Annotated in this window: 14 protein-coding genes; 5 read left to right on the plus strand and 9 right to left on the minus strand. The window is 71.9% G+C overall.

The genetic code is table 11. From position 1 onward, the window contains the following. Positions 1–20 precede the first annotated feature (20 nt). Positions 21–1,751: an ArnT family glycosyltransferase gene (locus tag CWOE_RS18565; protein ID WP_012935177.1), complete on the minus strand. Its 1,731-nt coding sequence runs from the start codon at positions 1,749–1,751 to the stop codon at positions 21–23. Between the two features lie 136 nt (positions 1,752–1,887). Here CWOE_RS18565 and CWOE_RS18570 point away from each other — a divergent pair, with 136 nt between their 5' ends. Genes CWOE_RS18570 through CWOE_RS18590 form a run of 5 tightly spaced genes read left to right on the plus strand, consistent with a single transcriptional unit; the run spans position 1,888 to position 5,569 of the window. Next, a complete protein-coding gene (locus tag CWOE_RS18570) occupies positions 1,888–2,925 on the plus strand; it encodes a glycosyltransferase family 2 protein (protein ID WP_012935178.1) in 1,038 nt (345 codons plus the stop codon). Continuing rightward, positions 2,922–3,548, plus strand: a complete 627-nt coding sequence (locus CWOE_RS18575; protein ID WP_012935179.1) for a class I SAM-dependent methyltransferase — start codon at positions 2,922–2,924, stop codon at positions 3,546–3,548. The genes CWOE_RS18570 and CWOE_RS18575 overlap by 4 nt, the downstream gene beginning before the upstream one ends. Then, entirely contained in the window at positions 3,541–4,881 is a 1,341-nt protein-coding gene (locus CWOE_RS18580) for a lipopolysaccharide biosynthesis protein (RefSeq protein ID WP_012935180.1), read from the plus strand. The genes CWOE_RS18575 and CWOE_RS18580 overlap by 8 nt, the downstream gene beginning before the upstream one ends. 35 nt (positions 4,882–4,916) lie before the next feature. Continuing rightward, positions 4,917–5,153 carry a type II toxin-antitoxin system Phd/YefM family antitoxin gene (locus tag CWOE_RS18585; protein WP_012935181.1) on the plus strand — a complete coding sequence of 79 codons (237 nt, stop codon included), beginning with the start codon at positions 4,917–4,919 and terminating at the stop codon, positions 5,151–5,153. Continuing rightward, the gene (locus tag CWOE_RS18590) at positions 5,150–5,569 is read left to right on the plus strand and encodes a type II toxin-antitoxin system VapC family toxin (RefSeq protein ID WP_012935182.1); all 420 of its coding nucleotides are present in this window, start codon (positions 5,150–5,152) and stop codon (positions 5,567–5,569) included. The genes CWOE_RS18585 and CWOE_RS18590 overlap by 4 nt, the downstream gene beginning before the upstream one ends. Before the next feature lie 63 nt (positions 5,570–5,632). Here the strand turns inward: CWOE_RS18590 and CWOE_RS18595 are convergent, their stop codons facing one another. The 8 genes from CWOE_RS18595 to rsmB all read right to left on the minus strand — a co-directional run bounded on the left by CWOE_RS18595 (position 5,633) and on the right by rsmB (position 14,218). Continuing rightward, positions 5,633–8,191 carry an ABC transporter permease gene (locus tag CWOE_RS18595; RefSeq protein ID WP_012935183.1) on the minus strand — a complete coding sequence of 853 codons (2,559 nt, stop codon included), beginning with the start codon at positions 8,189–8,191 and terminating at the stop codon, positions 5,633–5,635. Then, on the minus strand, positions 8,191–8,925 hold the full coding sequence (locus CWOE_RS18600; RefSeq protein WP_012935184.1) for an ABC transporter ATP-binding protein: 735 nt from the start codon (positions 8,923–8,925) through the stop codon (positions 8,191–8,193). The genes CWOE_RS18595 and CWOE_RS18600 overlap by 1 nt, the downstream gene beginning before the upstream one ends. A 160-nt stretch (positions 8,926–9,085) precedes the next feature. After that, on the minus strand, positions 9,086–9,739 hold the full coding sequence (locus CWOE_RS18605; RefSeq protein WP_012935185.1) for a response regulator: 654 nt from the start codon (positions 9,737–9,739) through the stop codon (positions 9,086–9,088). Then, complete coding sequence (locus CWOE_RS18610; RefSeq protein ID WP_012935186.1) at positions 9,727–11,487, minus strand: sensor histidine kinase; 1,761 nt, start codon at positions 11,485–11,487, stop codon at positions 9,727–9,729. Before CWOE_RS18610 ends, CWOE_RS18605 begins: the two co-directional genes overlap by 13 nt. Next, positions 11,484–11,837: a response regulator gene (locus CWOE_RS18615; protein WP_012935187.1), complete on the minus strand. Its 354-nt coding sequence runs from the start codon at positions 11,835–11,837 to the stop codon at positions 11,484–11,486. The genes CWOE_RS18610 and CWOE_RS18615 overlap by 4 nt, the downstream gene beginning before the upstream one ends. A gap of 65 nt (positions 11,838–11,902) precedes the next feature. Then, positions 11,903–12,589, minus strand: coding sequence for a ribulose-phosphate 3-epimerase (gene rpe / locus CWOE_RS18620; protein ID WP_012935188.1), 687 nt, complete (start codon positions 12,587–12,589; stop codon positions 11,903–11,905). Positions 12,590–12,603: 14 nt separating this feature from the next. Further along, positions 12,604–12,831, minus strand: a complete 228-nt coding sequence (locus tag CWOE_RS18625) for a YfgJ family double zinc ribbon protein (RefSeq protein ID WP_012935189.1) — start codon at positions 12,829–12,831, stop codon at positions 12,604–12,606. Positions 12,832–12,883: 52 nt separating this feature from the next. Beyond that, a complete protein-coding gene (rsmB, locus tag CWOE_RS18630) occupies positions 12,884–14,218 on the minus strand; it encodes a 16S rRNA (cytosine(967)-C(5))-methyltransferase RsmB (RefSeq protein ID WP_012935190.1) in 1,335 nt (444 codons plus the stop codon). Positions 14,219–14,252: the final 34 nt, after the last annotated feature.

A 14,252-nucleotide genomic window follows, 5' to 3' on the forward strand; every position in this document is an offset into this window, starting at 1 on the left:
ACCTCAGGATACGCGGCCGGTCAGGCACAGCTTCCCCCCGACAATCTGTAGATCACGATCTCCGGTCCGGGCCGCTCGTATGCGAGCGGGTAGTAGTCGAACGCCCAGTCGAAGTTGAAGTCGGGCGGATCGGCGCCGTCCTTGTACGGCGAGAAGCGCGCGATCTCTCTCCCCCGCTGCGCGAGCGCGTCGTAGTAGGCGATCGCCTGCGGCACCTCGTCCGGCTCGACGAGCGCGCGATCGCGCTGGTGGGAGCCGATCACGACCCAGCAGAAGCCCTCCTGCTCGTAGCGGTCGATCAGCTCCGGGCGCAGCGTGCGCTCGTACTTGTCGACCTTCACGAACCGCGATCTGCCGTCCGGCGTCGGTCTGCCGAAGTCGTCGACGTCCGCGCGCGTCGTGTCCCACAGCTCCCAGCGCTTGCCCTCCGGTGTCGCCGGGTCCGCGCGGTTGGGGTCCTCGCTCCAGCGCGCCGGGACGATCGGCTCCAGCATCACGCGCGTGCCGGCGGGGATGTTCGCCACCATCCAGTCGTGCGCCTGGCCGCGCGTGTCGGGCCGCGACAGCACGCGGTCGTTGTGGATCACGTACAGGAGCCCCTGGCCGAGCAGTGCCACGACGACGAGCACGGTCGCGGCCGTCGCCGCGCGCGGCGCGCGACGGCCGATCTCCTGTGCCAGCCACAGCGCGCCGTAGGCGGCGCAGACGATGACGATCGGGAAGATCGGCAGCGCCCAGCGTCCGAAGTAGCGGTCCTGCGTGCCCATGTAGAGCAGGTAGACGACGACCGCGGGCAGCAGCACGAGCGCTGTGCGCCACTCCTTTGCCGCCAGCCGCACGGCGCCGGCGAGCGCCAGCAGCGCCGGGACCCAGCCGAGCCCCCAGGTGAACGTCCACAGGTAGTAGACGATCCCGTTGTCCTGCGTCAGGCCGAGCTTCGCCAGCTCGTCGCCGCCGGCCAGCTCGCGCTGTCTGCCGATCCCGGCACGGAAGTCGGAGAAGCTCAGCAGCGCGTGCGGGTTGGCGAGGAAGAAGCCGACGCCGGCGCCGAGGCAGGCGAGCACGCCCGCCGCCAGCGCGTGCGCGACGCCCGCGCGCTCCTCGCGCGTGCGCACGACGATCGCGGTCAGCAGCGGCAGCAGCACGATCCCGGCCGTGTACTTCGTACCGGCGGCGAGGCCGACCGCGAGGCCGCCGAGCAGCACCGGCCAGACGCCACCCCGCTTGAGGACCAGGGCGGCGCAGACGAGCGCCAGCGTCGCGGGCGCCATCGCCGGCACGTCGTTGAGCGCCAGATGGCTGTAGAAGACGGGCAGGAACGCGACCGCGGCGAGCGCCGCCGACAGCAGCCCGACGCGGCGGTCGAACAGGCGGCTTCCGAGCAGGTACGTGAACCAGACGCCGAGCGTCCCGAGCAGCGCAGCGGTCGTGCGCGCGATCAGGAAGACCTCGCTCGGATTGTCGACGTACGCCTTCGCGACCTCCTCGCGGCCGCCGAACCAGACCGCGTAGACGGCGTACAGCAGCTCGGTGTAGCCGGGCGGGTTGAGGAAGTAGCGCGGGTCGAAGCCGTGGCCGAAGAACCCGATCGCGACGGGAACGAAATGGCCTTCTTCGTCGATGTTGTAGGAGAACGGCAGGCCGTGGCCGATCCCCCAGACGCGCAGCCCGAACGCGCCCACCAGGACAGCGACGAGGCCGAGCGCCGTGCGATCGAGCCGCGGGCGCGGCCGGCGTGCGTGGCGTTCCATCCGGTCCTTTGGGATACTGCGGCGCGAGTCTACGGCACCGGCCGACGGTTGCCGCTGGCGACGCACCTCCCGCGCGAGGCCCCCACACACGGCACGTGCAGCGCGCGGCACCTGGCCCCCGGCGACTCGGATCCCCATGAAGCTGATCATCCAGATCCCCTGTAAAGACGAGGAAGAGCACCTTCCCGCGACGCTCGCCGACCTGCCGAGAGCGATTCCCGGCATCGACGTGATCGAGACGCTCGTGATCGACGACGGGTCGGAGGACCGCACGATCGAGGTCGCGCGCGCCAACGGCGTCGACCACATCGTCAAGCTGACGAACAACAAGGGCCTTGCGGCGGGCTTCCAGGCCGGGCTCGACGCGGCGCTCAAGCTCGGCGCGGACGTGATCGTCAACACGGACGCCGACAACCAGTACAAGGGCTCGGACATCCCCAAGCTCGTCGCGCCGATCCTGGCCGGCGGGGCCGACATGGTGATCGGCGACCGCCAGACCGACACGATCGAGCACTTCTCACCGCTGAAGAAGGCGCTGCAGAAGCTCGGCTCGTGGGTCGTTCGCCAGGCCTCGTCGACGAACGTCCCCGACACGACCTCCGGCTTCCGCGCCTACAACCGCGAGGCCGCGCTGCAGATGCAGGTCGTGTCGAAGTTCACGTACACGCTGGAGACGATCATCCAGGCGGGCAAGCTGCTCGTCGCCGTCGACCACGTGCCGATCGGCACCAACCCGAAGACGCGCGAGTCGCGGCTGTTCCCGTCGATGGGCGCCTACGTGCGCCGCAACTCGATCTCGATCTTCCGCATCTACGCGCAGTACGAGCCGCTGCGGGTCTTCTGGAGCCTCGCCGCCGTGCTCGGGATCGGCGCGCTCGGCGTCTGGACGCGCTTCCTCGTCTCGTGGTTCCAGGGCGAGGGCGCCGGCCACGTGCAGTCGCTGATCCTCGGCGCCGTCCTCTTCATCGCCGCGACGCTGATGTTCGCGCTCGGCGTGATCGGCGACCTGCTCGCCGCCCAGCGGACGCTGTCGCAGCGCACGTTCGAGCGCGTGCGGCGCGTCGAGCTGGCGCTCGGGATCCCGCCGTCCCACTACGAGCCGGGCGCTGCGCAGCCCACGCCGCCGAACGGCACCGACCCGACCGACGATCGAAAGAAGGCTCTCGAGGTATGAGCACCACGTCCGCGGCCGAGGCCGTCCCGACCGGCAACACGTACGACAAGTACGGCTCCACCAACCCGGTCGTGCGCCGGCTGATGTCGAACTTCGAGCGCACGCTCGGCGAGCTGTTCCTCCAGGCCGCCCCGACCGCCGTGCTCGACGTCGGCTGTGGCGAGGGCGTGCTGACCCACCAGTGGGCGCAGGCGCTCGGCGACAAGCGCATCGTCGGGATCGACCTGCCCGACGACAAGCTCGCGGCCGAGCAGGCGACGCGCCAGCGCGCGAACCTGCAGTACCTCGTGATGAAGGCGGAGAACCTGCCGTTCGCCGACGGCGAGTTCGGCCTCGCGACCGCGATCGAGGTGCTCGAGCACGTGCCCGACCCGGCGCACACGGTCGCCGAGATGGCGCGCGTGGCGAGCGATCACCTGCTCGTGTCGGTCCCGCGCGAACCGCTCTGGCGCGGCCTCAACATGGCGCGCGGCGCTTACCTGAAGGATCTCGGCAACACGCCCGGCCACGTCAACCACTGGTCGAAGCGGTCGTTCGTGAAGCTGCTCTCGCAGCACGGCGAGGTCGTCGAGGCGCGCTCGCCGTTTCCCTGGACGATGCTGCTCGTCCGGCTCGGTGGCTGACGCGGCCGAGGCCGAGCAGGACGCGCCGGGCCGCTCCTACGGCTCGGGCGCGCGGATTCTCACCGTCGGGATCGCCTCGACCGGCATCCTCTCGTTCGCCTACCTCGCGCTCGCCTCGCACGAGCTGAGCGCCGAGCAGTACGGGCAGATCAGCCTCCTGTGGTCGATCCTGTTCGTGATCCTGTCGGTGATCTACCGGCCGATCGAGCAGCTGCTCTCGCGGACGATCGCCGACCGCCGCGCGCGCGGGCTCGAAGGCCATCCGCTGCGCGTCCCGGCACTGATCCAGGCCGGCTTCGCGCTCGCGTTCCTGGCGGTCGCGCTGCCGCTGCGCACGACGCTGGAGGACGAGCTGTTCGGCGGCTCCGCGACGCTCTACTGGATCCTCGTCGTCGCTGTGCTCGCCTACGCCGGCAGCTACTTCGCGCGCGGCTGGCTCGCCGGGCACGAGCATTTCGCCGGCTATGGCGGGCTGGTGCTGCTGGAGTCGACGTCGCGCTTCCTGTTCGCCGTCGCGGCCGTGCTGGGGATCACCTCGGGGCAGTCGGCGATCGCGATCGGCATGGCGGTCGCGCCGTTCGTGTCGCTGATGGTGCTGCCGTTCGCGCTCAGACGGATGGGCGGCGCGGATCGAGGAGCGCGCGCGGCGCCGGTGCTCGACGCGGCCGGCGAGGGACCGGCCCACGCCGAGATCGAGGAGGCCGCAGCCGACCTGTCGCTCAGACACGGCACCCGCTTCGCCGTCGCCGTCTTCGCGATCATGCTCGCCGAGCAGACGCTGATGAACGCCGCGGTGCTGATCGTCCACGCCGACTCGGGTGCGGCGCTCGCCGGCTTCGTCTTCAACGTGCTGCTGATCGTGCGCGCGCCGCTGCAGCTGTTCCAGGCGGTGCAGACGTCGATCCTCCCCCACCTCGCGGGGCTGGAGGCGAGATCGAGCGCCGACGAGTTCGCGCGCGCGATCCGCGTCACGGTGCTGGCGATCGCCGGCTTCGCCGGCGCCTGCGCGCTCGGCCTGCTGGCGATCGGGCCGTGGGTGATGGAGACCGTGCTGGGCGACAAGGGCTTCACGTACGAGCGCGGCGGGCTGGCGCTCGTCGCGGTCGGGATGGGCTTCCACCTGATCGCGGGCACGCTCAACCAGGCCGCCCTCGCGCGCGGCCGCGCCCCGCAGGCGGCGGTCGCCTGGCTCGTCGCGGCGATCCTGTTCGTCGCCTGGGTCGCCTCCCCGATCGTCGGCGACGAGGTCCTGCGCGTCGAGACCGGCTACTTCGGCGCCGCGTTCCTGCTCAGCGGCCTGCTGTTCGGGCTGTACCGCCGCCCGACGGACTGACGGACCGGCTGTATCACCGGTGATACGCTGGGTAGATGTCCAGCGTCACGATTCGGGAGCTGCGCAACAGAGGCGGATCGGTCGTCGATCGCGCTGCGCGCGGTGAGCAGATCACGATCACGCGCGACGGTGCGCCGGTGGCCGAGCTGCATGCGATACCCGCCGCCGGCGTCACCGCCGAGGCGCTGCTCGCGCGGTGGAGAGCGCTCCCACACGTCGATCCCGTCGCGTTGCGCGCAGACGTGGACGAGATCCTCAGCGTTGAGCTGTGACCGCGCGGCACCAACGCGGGGTGCTCGACACCTCGACGGTCATCCTGCTCCCGCGCATCGTCGATCCGCAGACGCTCCCCGTCGAGCCGCTGATCACCGCCGTCACGCTCGCCGAGCTGTCGGTCGGACCGCTCGTCGCGTCTGACGAACGAGAGCGCGCCGCCCGGCAGGCTCACCTCCAGCAGGCCGAGGCCGATTTCGTTCCGCTCCCCTTCGACGCCGCGGCAGCCCGCGCGTTCGGGCGCGTCGCCGCGTCGCTGCGCCGCGACGGACGCAAGCCCGCCGCCCGCTCCTACGACGCGATGATCGCCGCCACCGCGCTCGCGAACGAACTGCCTGTCTACACGGCGAACCCATCGGACTTCCGCGGCATCGACGGGCTCGACGTCGTCGCGGTCGACGTGCCGCGGGACTGAGGAACGCCGACGGCCGGCCGCCCTCGCGGGCGGCCGGCCGGGTGCGTCGGGACCGGGTGTTGGCTACTCGTACGCCAGCGCTCTCAGCACGTCGAGCTTCGCCGCTCGGCGGGCCGGGGGGATCGCGGCGATGACGCCCGCGATGACGGCGAGGATCAGCAGGATGATCAGCGTCCCTATCGGGATCGAGATCGCGAAGCCCTCGTCCTTCAGCGGGATCGTCACGAGCACCGCGAAGATCGCGCCGAGCACGACGCCGAGGACGGCGCCGATCAAGGCCGTGATCACGGACTCGTAGCGCACGATCTGCCGCACCTGGCGGCGCGACGTGCCGATCGCGCGCAGCATCCCCAGCTCACGCGTGCGCTCGTGGATCGCGAGCACGAGCGTGTTGACGATGCCGAACAGCGAGACGATCACCGACAGCGAGAGCATCACGTAGACGAACGCGATCAGCTGGTCGACCTGACCGGCCTGGTTGTCCTTGAAGCCCTCCTTCGTCAGCACCTCGATCGTCGGGTAGGCGGCGGACAGCTCTCTGTCGGCGACCTTCTGGATCGCGTCGGCGTTCTCGCCGCCCGTCGTCGTCGCGAGCACGAACGAGTCTCTCGTGACGTTGAAGTCCGACGCGAGCACGTCGTTGGGCAGCGTGATGTCGGCCAGCAGCGCCGAGTCGTCGTCGTAGATGCCCTCGACCACGACCTCGACTCTCTGACCGGTCGGCGTCTGCACCGTCAGTCTTCTGCCGACTCTGAGGTCGTGCTTGTCGGCGAACTTCTTCGCCACGACCGTGCTGCCATGGCCGAGGCTGGACAGCTGCTCGGCAGAGCCTTCCTTCCACTTCACGTCGAAGACGTCGTTGACGTTCGACGGGTCGACGCCCGAGACGGCCGTCGTGCCGCTGATCCCGTCGACCTTCGCGCTCGCGAAGCGCAGCGGTGAGACCTGGTCGACGCCCTGCACCTCGCCGAGCGCTCTGCTCGCGCTGTTCGGGACAGGCTGGAAGTTGTCCGTCTGCATCACGAGGCTCGCGGCGACGCCTCTGTCGACCGCCTGGTCGATCGACGCCTTCAGGCCGGCGGCGAAGATCGCGACGAACGCGACCAGCGCGACGCCGATCATCAGCGCGGCCGAGGTCGAGGCGGTGCGGCGCGGCTGGCGCGTCGCGTTCTCCCGCGCGAGCCGGCCGCTGACGCCGCGGGTCTTCTCCAGCGGCAGCCCGACCAGCAGCGCGAGCGGTCTGACGATGTGCGAGGCGAGCAGGCCGACGCCGATGAACACGACCGCCGCACCGGCGCCGATCGAGGCGGCCGCGCGGGTCGCGCTGCCCCCGCCGAAGAGGCCGAGCAGGATCAGGATCAGGCCGATCACGGTGACGCCGATCGACAGCGGCGTGCGCAGCCGCCCGGTCTTGCCGCGCGTGAGGCTCGCGGCGTCCTGCAGCGCGGCGATCGGCGGCACGCGCGTCGCGCGCAGCGCCGGGCCGGTGGCCGCGACGAGCGTCACGATCGTACCGATCAGCAGTGAGACGACGATCGTGCGCGGCTCCAGCACGAGGCCGTCAGCCGGCAGGTCGGCGCCGAACGCCTTGAACAGCGCCCGCAGCGCCGGCGCGAGGCCGAAGCCGAACAGGAAGCCGACGACCGCCGAGGCGAAGCCGACGACGAGCGCCTCGCCCATCACCGCCTTCAACACCTGGCGGCGCGAGGCGCCGATCATCCGCAGCAGCGCGAACTCACGCATCCGCTGGGCGACCGTGATCGAGTAGGTGTTGACGATCAGGAATGCGCCGACGAACAGCGAGATGCCGGCGAACGCGAGCAGGAACGTTCTCAGGAAGCCGAGCTGGTCCTGCAGGTCGGCAGCCTGTCTTCTCGACTCCTGCTCGCCGGTGCGGACGTTGTATCTGTCCGCCGGCAGCTCCGCGCGGATCCTTCTCGACAGCTCCTCGGGCGTCACGCCCGACTCCGCCTTGACGGAGATCGAGCTGAATTCGCCTCTCATGTCCAGCAGCCGCTGCGCCGTCTCCAGCTGCACGACGGCGAGCGACGCGCCGGCGATCGAGTCCTGGTCGCCGAGCTTCGCGATGCCGACGAGTCTGAACGACTCCTGCGGGCCGTCGGCCGACAGTCTGACCTCGTCGCCGAGCTTGAAGTCGCCCTTGTCGGCGCTGCCCTTGTCGAGCACGATCTCGTCGGGTCCGGCGGGCGGATGGCCCTCGACGTATCTGAGCGGGTCGAGCTCTCTCGGCGACTCGCTCGTCAGGACCGTCCCGCCGCCACCGGCCGCGGCGAGCGGGTCTCTGCCGTTCTTCTTGTAGAGGACGGCGCCGTCGGAGTCGACGGAGCCGGCGGCGACGGCGACGCCGGGCACCGCCTCGACCTGTCTGAGCACGTCGGCCGAGAACGGCGTCGCGCCTGCATCGTCGAACTGCTCCTTCGGCGTGATCGACACGTCGGTGTTTCTGTTGACCGACTCGAAGACGCTGTCGAACGACTTGTTCATCGTGTCGGTCAGGATGTAGGTGCCGGACACGAGCCCGACGCCGAGCACGATCGCCATCGCGGTCAGGACCGTGCGCAGCTTGCGCGAGACGAGCCCGCGCAGGGAGAGCGCGACCATCAGGCGACCGCCCGCATCAGGTCGAGCACGTCGTCGGTCGTGCCGGCGGCGCCGTCATGGACGATCTTGCCGTCGGCGAGCACCACGACGCGGTCCGCGTAGGAGGCGGCGTGCGCCTCGTGCGTGACCATCACGACCGTCTGGCCGAGGTCGTCGACCGAGCGCCGCAGCAGGCCGAGCACCTCGGCGCTGGAGGCCGAGTCGAGGTTGCCGGTCGGCTCGTCGGCGAAGATCACCGACGGCTTCGTGATCAGCGCGCGGGCGACCGCGACGCGCTGCTGCTGGCCGCCGGACAGCTCGGACGGGTGATGGGTGCGACGCGGGCCGAGGCCAACCGTCTCGATCAGCTGCTCCAGCCAGCCCTCGTCGACCGGGCGGCCGGCGATCTTCAGCGGCAGGACGATGTTCTCCTCCGCCGTCAGCACCGGCAGCAGGTTGAACGACTGGAAGATGAACCCGATCTTGTCGCGGCGCAGCTGCGTCAGCTTCTTGTCCTCGAGGTTCGCCAGCTCGACGCCGTCGACGACGACCGAGCCGGACGTCGGCGTGTCGAGGCCCGCGAGCACGTGCATCAACGTCGACTTGCCGGAGCCCGACGGGCCCATCACGGCGGTGAAGGCTCCGGGCGGCAGCTCGAGCGAGACGCCGTCGAGCGCGTTGACGGCGGCCTCGCCTTCGCCGTAGCGACGACGGAGGTCGACGGCGGTCACGATCGCGGTGGCGGTGGCGGTCACGGAATTGGTTCCTTTCAGGGGGTTCGACGGTCACCGCCCCATCCCGGGGAGTGCCGACTGGAAGCCTGACGGCGGCTCCCGACAGCAGGAATCCGGAAGACCGGCATGTTCAGCTACGGGTACCCGCACTACGCCCCGGGCGGAACCGGCCGAAGGGCGTTCAGGGACGCGGTGCGCCGAGATAACGCAGCACCGCGAGCACGCGGCGGTGGTCCTGCGCGGCCGGCGGCAGGTCGAGCTTCCCGAAGATGCTCGTGACGTGCTTCTCGACGGCCCGCTCGGTGACGACCAGCTCGGCCGCGATCGCGGAGTTCGAGCGGCCCTCGGAGATCAGCCCGAGCACCTCCCGCTCGCGCGGCGTCAGCGCCTCCAGCGGGTCGTCGCGGCGGCGCCGCCCGAGCAGCTGCGCGACGACCTCGGGGTCGAGCGCCGAGCCGCCGTCGCCGACGCGCGAGACGGCGTCGACGAAGCGGTCGACGTCGGCGACGCGATCCTTCAGCAGATAGCCGACGCCGGCCGCGCCGCCGCCGATCAGCTCGTGCGCGTAGCGCTCCTCGACGTACTGCGAGAGCACGAGCACGCTCGTCTCCGGCATCTGCTGGCGCAGCTGGAGCGCCGCTCTGAGGCCGTCGTCGGTGTTCGTCGGCGGCATCCGCACGTCGACGATCGCGATGTCGGGTCTGTGCGCGGTGACCTTGCGCACGAGGTCCTCGGCGTCACCGGCCTGGCCGACGACGTCGTGCCCTGCCTCTTCCAGGAGGCGGGCGATGCCCTCGCGCAGGAGGACGGAGTCTTCGGCAATCACGACACGCATGGGATCTCAGCTCGAATGGTCGTTCCTCGACCGGACGGGCTGAAGACTGCCAGACGGCCGTCGATCGCGGAGAGCCGGTCCTCCAGCCCGCGCAGGCCGGTGCCGGCGCTGGGGTCCGCGCCGCCGACGCCGTCGTCGCGCACCTCGACGACCGCGTGCGCGTTGACGCGCTGCACGATCACCTCGGCGTGCGTCGCCTCCGCGTACTTGGCGATGTTCGCCAGCGCCTCCGCGACGACAAAGTAGGCGGCGCCCTCGACCGGCGCCGGCAGCCGCTCCTGCGGCACGTCGGCCAGCTCGACCGGCAGTGGCGCCCGGCTCGCGAGCGCCTCCAGCGCCGGGCCGAGCCCGCGGTCGGTGAGGATCGCCGGGTGGATGCCGCGGGCCAGCTCGCGCAGCTCCTCCAGCGCCAGACGCGCCTCGTCGCGCGCCTCGCGGATCAGGCCGCGCGCCTGCTCCGGGTCCTTCTCGACCTGGTTCTCCGCGATCCCGAGCGTGAGCGCGAGCGCGACGAGCCGCTGCTGCGCGCCGTCGTGCAGGTCGCGCTCGATCCGCCTTCGCTCGCGCGTGACGACCTCCAGCAGCCGTCTGCGCGACGCACGCACCTCGGCGATCTGGACGCGCAGCTCGGCGTCGAGCCGCTCGTTCTCGAGCGCGAGCGCGGCGGCGGCGCCGGCCGCCTCGACCAGCTCCGGCTCCTGGTCCAGCGACGCGTCGTGGACGATCGCCGCGACGCGGCGGCCGTCGCGCTCGACCTCGGTGAAGGCGCGGCCGCTGCCGGCCTGCGGCAGCGTCACCGGCTCGCCGCTGGCGTCGACGTAGCGCTCGGCGTCGGGCATCCAGTAGGCGATCGACAGCGAGCGGTCGCGCAGCGCCGTCGCGAGCGCGTCGCGCAGGCGACCGGGGCTGGGCCCGTCGCCGAGCCGCGAGATCAGCCGGCCGACGGAGTGGCCGCGCGTGAGGTTGCTGCGCATGATCCCGAACAGGAACGCGAACGGGACCGAGGCGAAGATGACGATCCCGGCGACGTCGAAGACGTTGATGACCTGGCCGGGCAGCCGCACGAGCTGGCCGACGAGCGTCAGCGCGAGCAGCGCGCACGTCGCCGCGCCGGACCACAGCACCGGCGCGAGCAGGCGCCGCTCGGGCACCGTCGCGCGCTGCCAGCGCGTGACGAGCAGCACCACGACGAGCGACGTGATCGCGATCGCGATGCTCTGCATGACCGTGTCCAGCACGTCCGCCAGGCCGGCGTCGGAGTCGACCAGCAGCAGGTTTCTCGGCACCTCGTCCGGCAGCGGCGTGACGAGCAGGACCGCGATCGGGGCGAGCGTCGTCATCGCGTAGGCGAACCCGACGAGCCACCTCTCCAAGCGCGAGTGCAGGCGGCCGCTCGGGTAGCCGAGCAGCATGTGGACCATGAAGCCGGCGTAGAGCGAGCTGAGCGTGAGGCCGAGCGTGAAGATCGCGTCCGAGCCGGAGGTCCCGAGCGAGATCGCGAACCACGACAGGCCGACGAGGCACATCTGCAGGCCGAAGCGGGAGTCGGGCCGGCGCGCCCACGCGTAGATGCCGGTCGCGGTGAACGAGATGCCGATCCACAGGATCAGCCCGAGCACGAGCCACTTCTTCTCGGTGAACGAGCTCGTCAGGACGAACGTGACCGTCGCGGCGGCGCCGAGCACACCGAGCAGCGCGACGGTGGTGATCGCCGCGCGCTGACCAGGGGTCAGGCGGGCGTTGCTCATGGCAGCAGCGCGGCGACCGCTTCGCCGGAGAGGTCGGCCTTCGAGACGAACCCGCAGGCGCCGGACGCCTCGACCAGCGGCCCGAAGTCGCTCGAATCGCGGCTGGAGACGATCACGACGTCGGGCGGGTCCGGCAGCGCCTTGATCGAGCCGGCGACGTCGAACCCGTCGGCGTCCGGCAGGCCGACGTCGAGCAGCACGACGTCCGGTCGCAGGTCACGCGCGGCGGCGACGCCGCCGGCGCCGTCCTCCGCCTCGCCGACGACCGTGAAGCCGCCCGCCTCGAGCACGCGGCGCGCGCTGGAGCGGAAGCTCGGGTGGTCGTCCACGATCAGGATCGTCAGGGCCATTCGCTTGATTGTGGCTGACCGGTCATCGAGCCGGCGTACGGCTAGCCCCACACGAAGCGGAGGAGTCAGCGGGCGTCCGCCGCCGCGACCAGCTCGGCGTAGGCGGCAGCGGGGTCTGACGCCCCGAAGATCGCCGAGCCGGCGACCAGCACGCTCGCGCCGTGTCTGGCGCACGGGCCTGCTGTCGCGGCGTCGACGCCACCGTCGACCTCGATCGCCGTGCCCTGCGGCAGGAGGCCGCGCAGGCGCGCGATCTTGTCGAGCGAGGCGGGGATGAACGGCTGTCCGCCCCAGCCCGGGTTGACCGACATGCAGAGCGCCATGTCGAGCAGCTCGGCGACCTCGGCGAGGGCGCCGACGGGCGTGCCGGGATTGATCGCGGCGGCCGCGGCGCAGCCGCCGTCCTTGATCGCGGAGAGCGCGTAGTTGAGGTGCGGCGTCGCCTCCGCGTGGACCGTGATCGAGTCCGCGCCGGCCTTCGCGAACTCGGCGACCTGCCGCTCGGGGCGCTCGATCATCAGGTGGACGTCGAGCACCGCGCCGGCGGCGTGGACCTGCTCGGCGAGCGCGCCGACGACGATCGGCCCCATCGTGATCGGCGGCACGAAGTGACCGTCCATGACGTCGACGTGGATCACGCGCGCCCCGGCGGCGACCACCTCGTCGACCTGCGCGCCGAGGCGGGCGAAGTCGGCCGAGAGGATCGAGGGCGCGATGCGCGTGGCGCGCAGCAGCTCAGCGATGGCGGACATGCGGCGGGAGTGTGTCAGACGGGCGTCAGCATGCTGCCCTTGCAGTGGTTGCAGATGACGATCGCCGTGCTGGACATCCGCACGATCGTCGAATGCTCACCGCAGTTGGGGCAGACGGAGACAAGCTCGTAGCGCTTGAGGCAGTAGACGCAGCGGTAGCGGCCCGGCATCGTCGTCGGGCGCAGCCACGGCTCGCCGCAGCCCGGGCACTCCGGGCCGAGTCTGACGGGCTGCTCGCTCATGTCCAAACCGCTGTCGGCATCCCACCGTGATAGCGCATCGGCCGGATGGGCGTCACGGTGCTGACCGGCGCAGCAGCGCCAGGAAGAAGCCGTCGGTGTCGTCGCGCGAGGGTGTCAGCTGGCGCGTCGAGACACGTTCGAAGCCGTCGTGGGCGGCGAGGAACGCGTCGACCACCTGCTCGTTCTCGCGCGGCGAGATCGTGCACGTGGCGTACAGCAGCGCGCCACCCGGCCGCAGCGCGGCGGCGCCCGCCGCGAGGATCCTGCCCTGCAGCCGCGACAGCTCGCCGATCGCCTCCGCGCTCGCGCGCCAGCGCAGGTCCGGCCGCCCCTGGAGCGTGCCGAGGCCGCTGCACGGCGGGTCGACGAGGACCGCGTCGAAGTGGTCGCCGGGGTCGCGCGGCTGCGCGGCGTCGCCGGTCTCGACGCGCACGATCCCGCCGGCTCTGAGCCGTTCGCACGTCTCGCGCAGCGCCTCGGCGCGGCCCTCGTGGCGCTCGACCGCAACGACCTCGCCGGCGGCGCCGGCGGCGCCGACGAGCGCCGCGAGGTGCGTCGCCTTGCCGCCGGGCGCGGCGCAGAGGTCGAGCACGCGGGCGCCGGGCGCGGGCGCCAGCAGGCGCGCGGCCGCCATCGCCGCGCGCGACTGCGCGACGAGCGCGCCGCTCGCGAACAGCGGGTCGGAGCGGACGTCGAAGGCGCTGTCGACGACGAGCCCCTCGTCCAACGGGATGCCCTCGAGCGCTGCCGGGCGCACCGCGACGCCCCGCTCCCCCAACTCCGCCGCGACCGCCGCCGGATCGGCCGCGAGCGTGTTGACGCGCAGCGCCGTCTCCGCCGGCTCGTTCACGCGCGCGAGCAGCGCGCGCGCCTCCTCCGCGCCGAGCGCGTCCCACCACAGCGCCGCGATCCAGTCCGGCACCGAGTGCAGCAGTGCCGCGCCGTGCGGCGAGCGGTCGTCGAGCTGCGCGAGGATCCGCGGCCCCTCGCGCGCACCGCGCCGCAGGACCGCGTTGACGAGCTTGTAGCCCGGTCCGCCGGCCGCCTTCGCCAGCTCGACGCTCTGGTCGACGGCCGCGTGCGGCGCGACGCCGCCGAGGAACAGCAGCTGCAGCAAGCCGAGCCGCAGCGCGTCGCGGACCGGCGGATCGAGCTGGCCGACCGGGCGGCGCGCCAGTCGCTCGATCACGTGGTCGAGCGTGCGCCGGCGCTGCACCGCACCGAACGCGAGCGCCATCGCGAACGCGTGATCGCGCGCGTCCAGACCGGCGCGGCGCGCCTCGCCGGCGAGCGCGCGGTCGGCGTAGGCGCCGTCGGACTCGACCCGCCGCAGCACGGCGGCGGCGACCTGGCGGGCGGGCGAGACAGCGGCGACGACGGGCGGCACGCCCCCATCGTCCCAGGTACGCGCGCCCGCGGCC

Source organism: Conexibacter woesei DSM 14684, assembly GCF_000025265.1.
Taxonomy (GTDB): domain Bacteria; phylum Actinomycetota; class Thermoleophilia; order Solirubrobacterales; family Solirubrobacteraceae; genus Conexibacter; species Conexibacter woesei.

Bases quoted from the DNA above. Each gene is read 5' to 3' on its own strand.
- CWOE_RS18565 (WP_012935177.1), bottom strand. From the start codon at position 1,751: ATGGAACGCCACGCACGCCGGCCGCGCCCGCGGCTCGATCGCACGGCG.
- CWOE_RS18570 (WP_012935178.1), top strand. From the start codon at position 1,888: ATGAAGCTGATCATCCAGATCCCCTGTAAAGACGAGGAAGAGCACCTT.
- CWOE_RS18575 (WP_012935179.1), top strand. From the start codon at position 2,922: ATGAGCACCACGTCCGCGGCCGAGGCCGTCCCGACCGGCAACACGTAC.
- CWOE_RS18585 (WP_012935181.1), top strand. From the start codon at position 4,917: ATGTCCAGCGTCACGATTCGGGAGCTGCGCAACAGAGGCGGATCGGTC.
- CWOE_RS18595 (WP_012935183.1), bottom strand. From the start codon at position 8,191: ATGGTCGCGCTCTCCCTGCGCGGGCTCGTCTCGCGCAAGCTGCGCACG.
- CWOE_RS18605 (WP_012935185.1), bottom strand. From the start codon at position 9,739: ATGCGTGTCGTGATTGCCGAAGACTCCGTCCTCCTGCGCGAGGGCATC.
- CWOE_RS18610 (WP_012935186.1), bottom strand. From the start codon at position 11,487: ATGAGCAACGCCCGCCTGACCCCTGGTCAGCGCGCGGCGATCACCACC.
- CWOE_RS18615 (WP_012935187.1), bottom strand. From the start codon at position 11,837: ATGGCCCTGACGATCCTGATCGTGGACGACCACCCGAGCTTCCGCTCC.
- rpe (WP_012935188.1), bottom strand. From the start codon at position 12,589: ATGTCCGCCATCGCTGAGCTGCTGCGCGCCACGCGCATCGCGCCCTCG.
- CWOE_RS18625 (WP_012935189.1), bottom strand. From the start codon at position 12,831: ATGAGCGAGCAGCCCGTCAGACTCGGCCCGGAGTGCCCGGGCTGCGGC.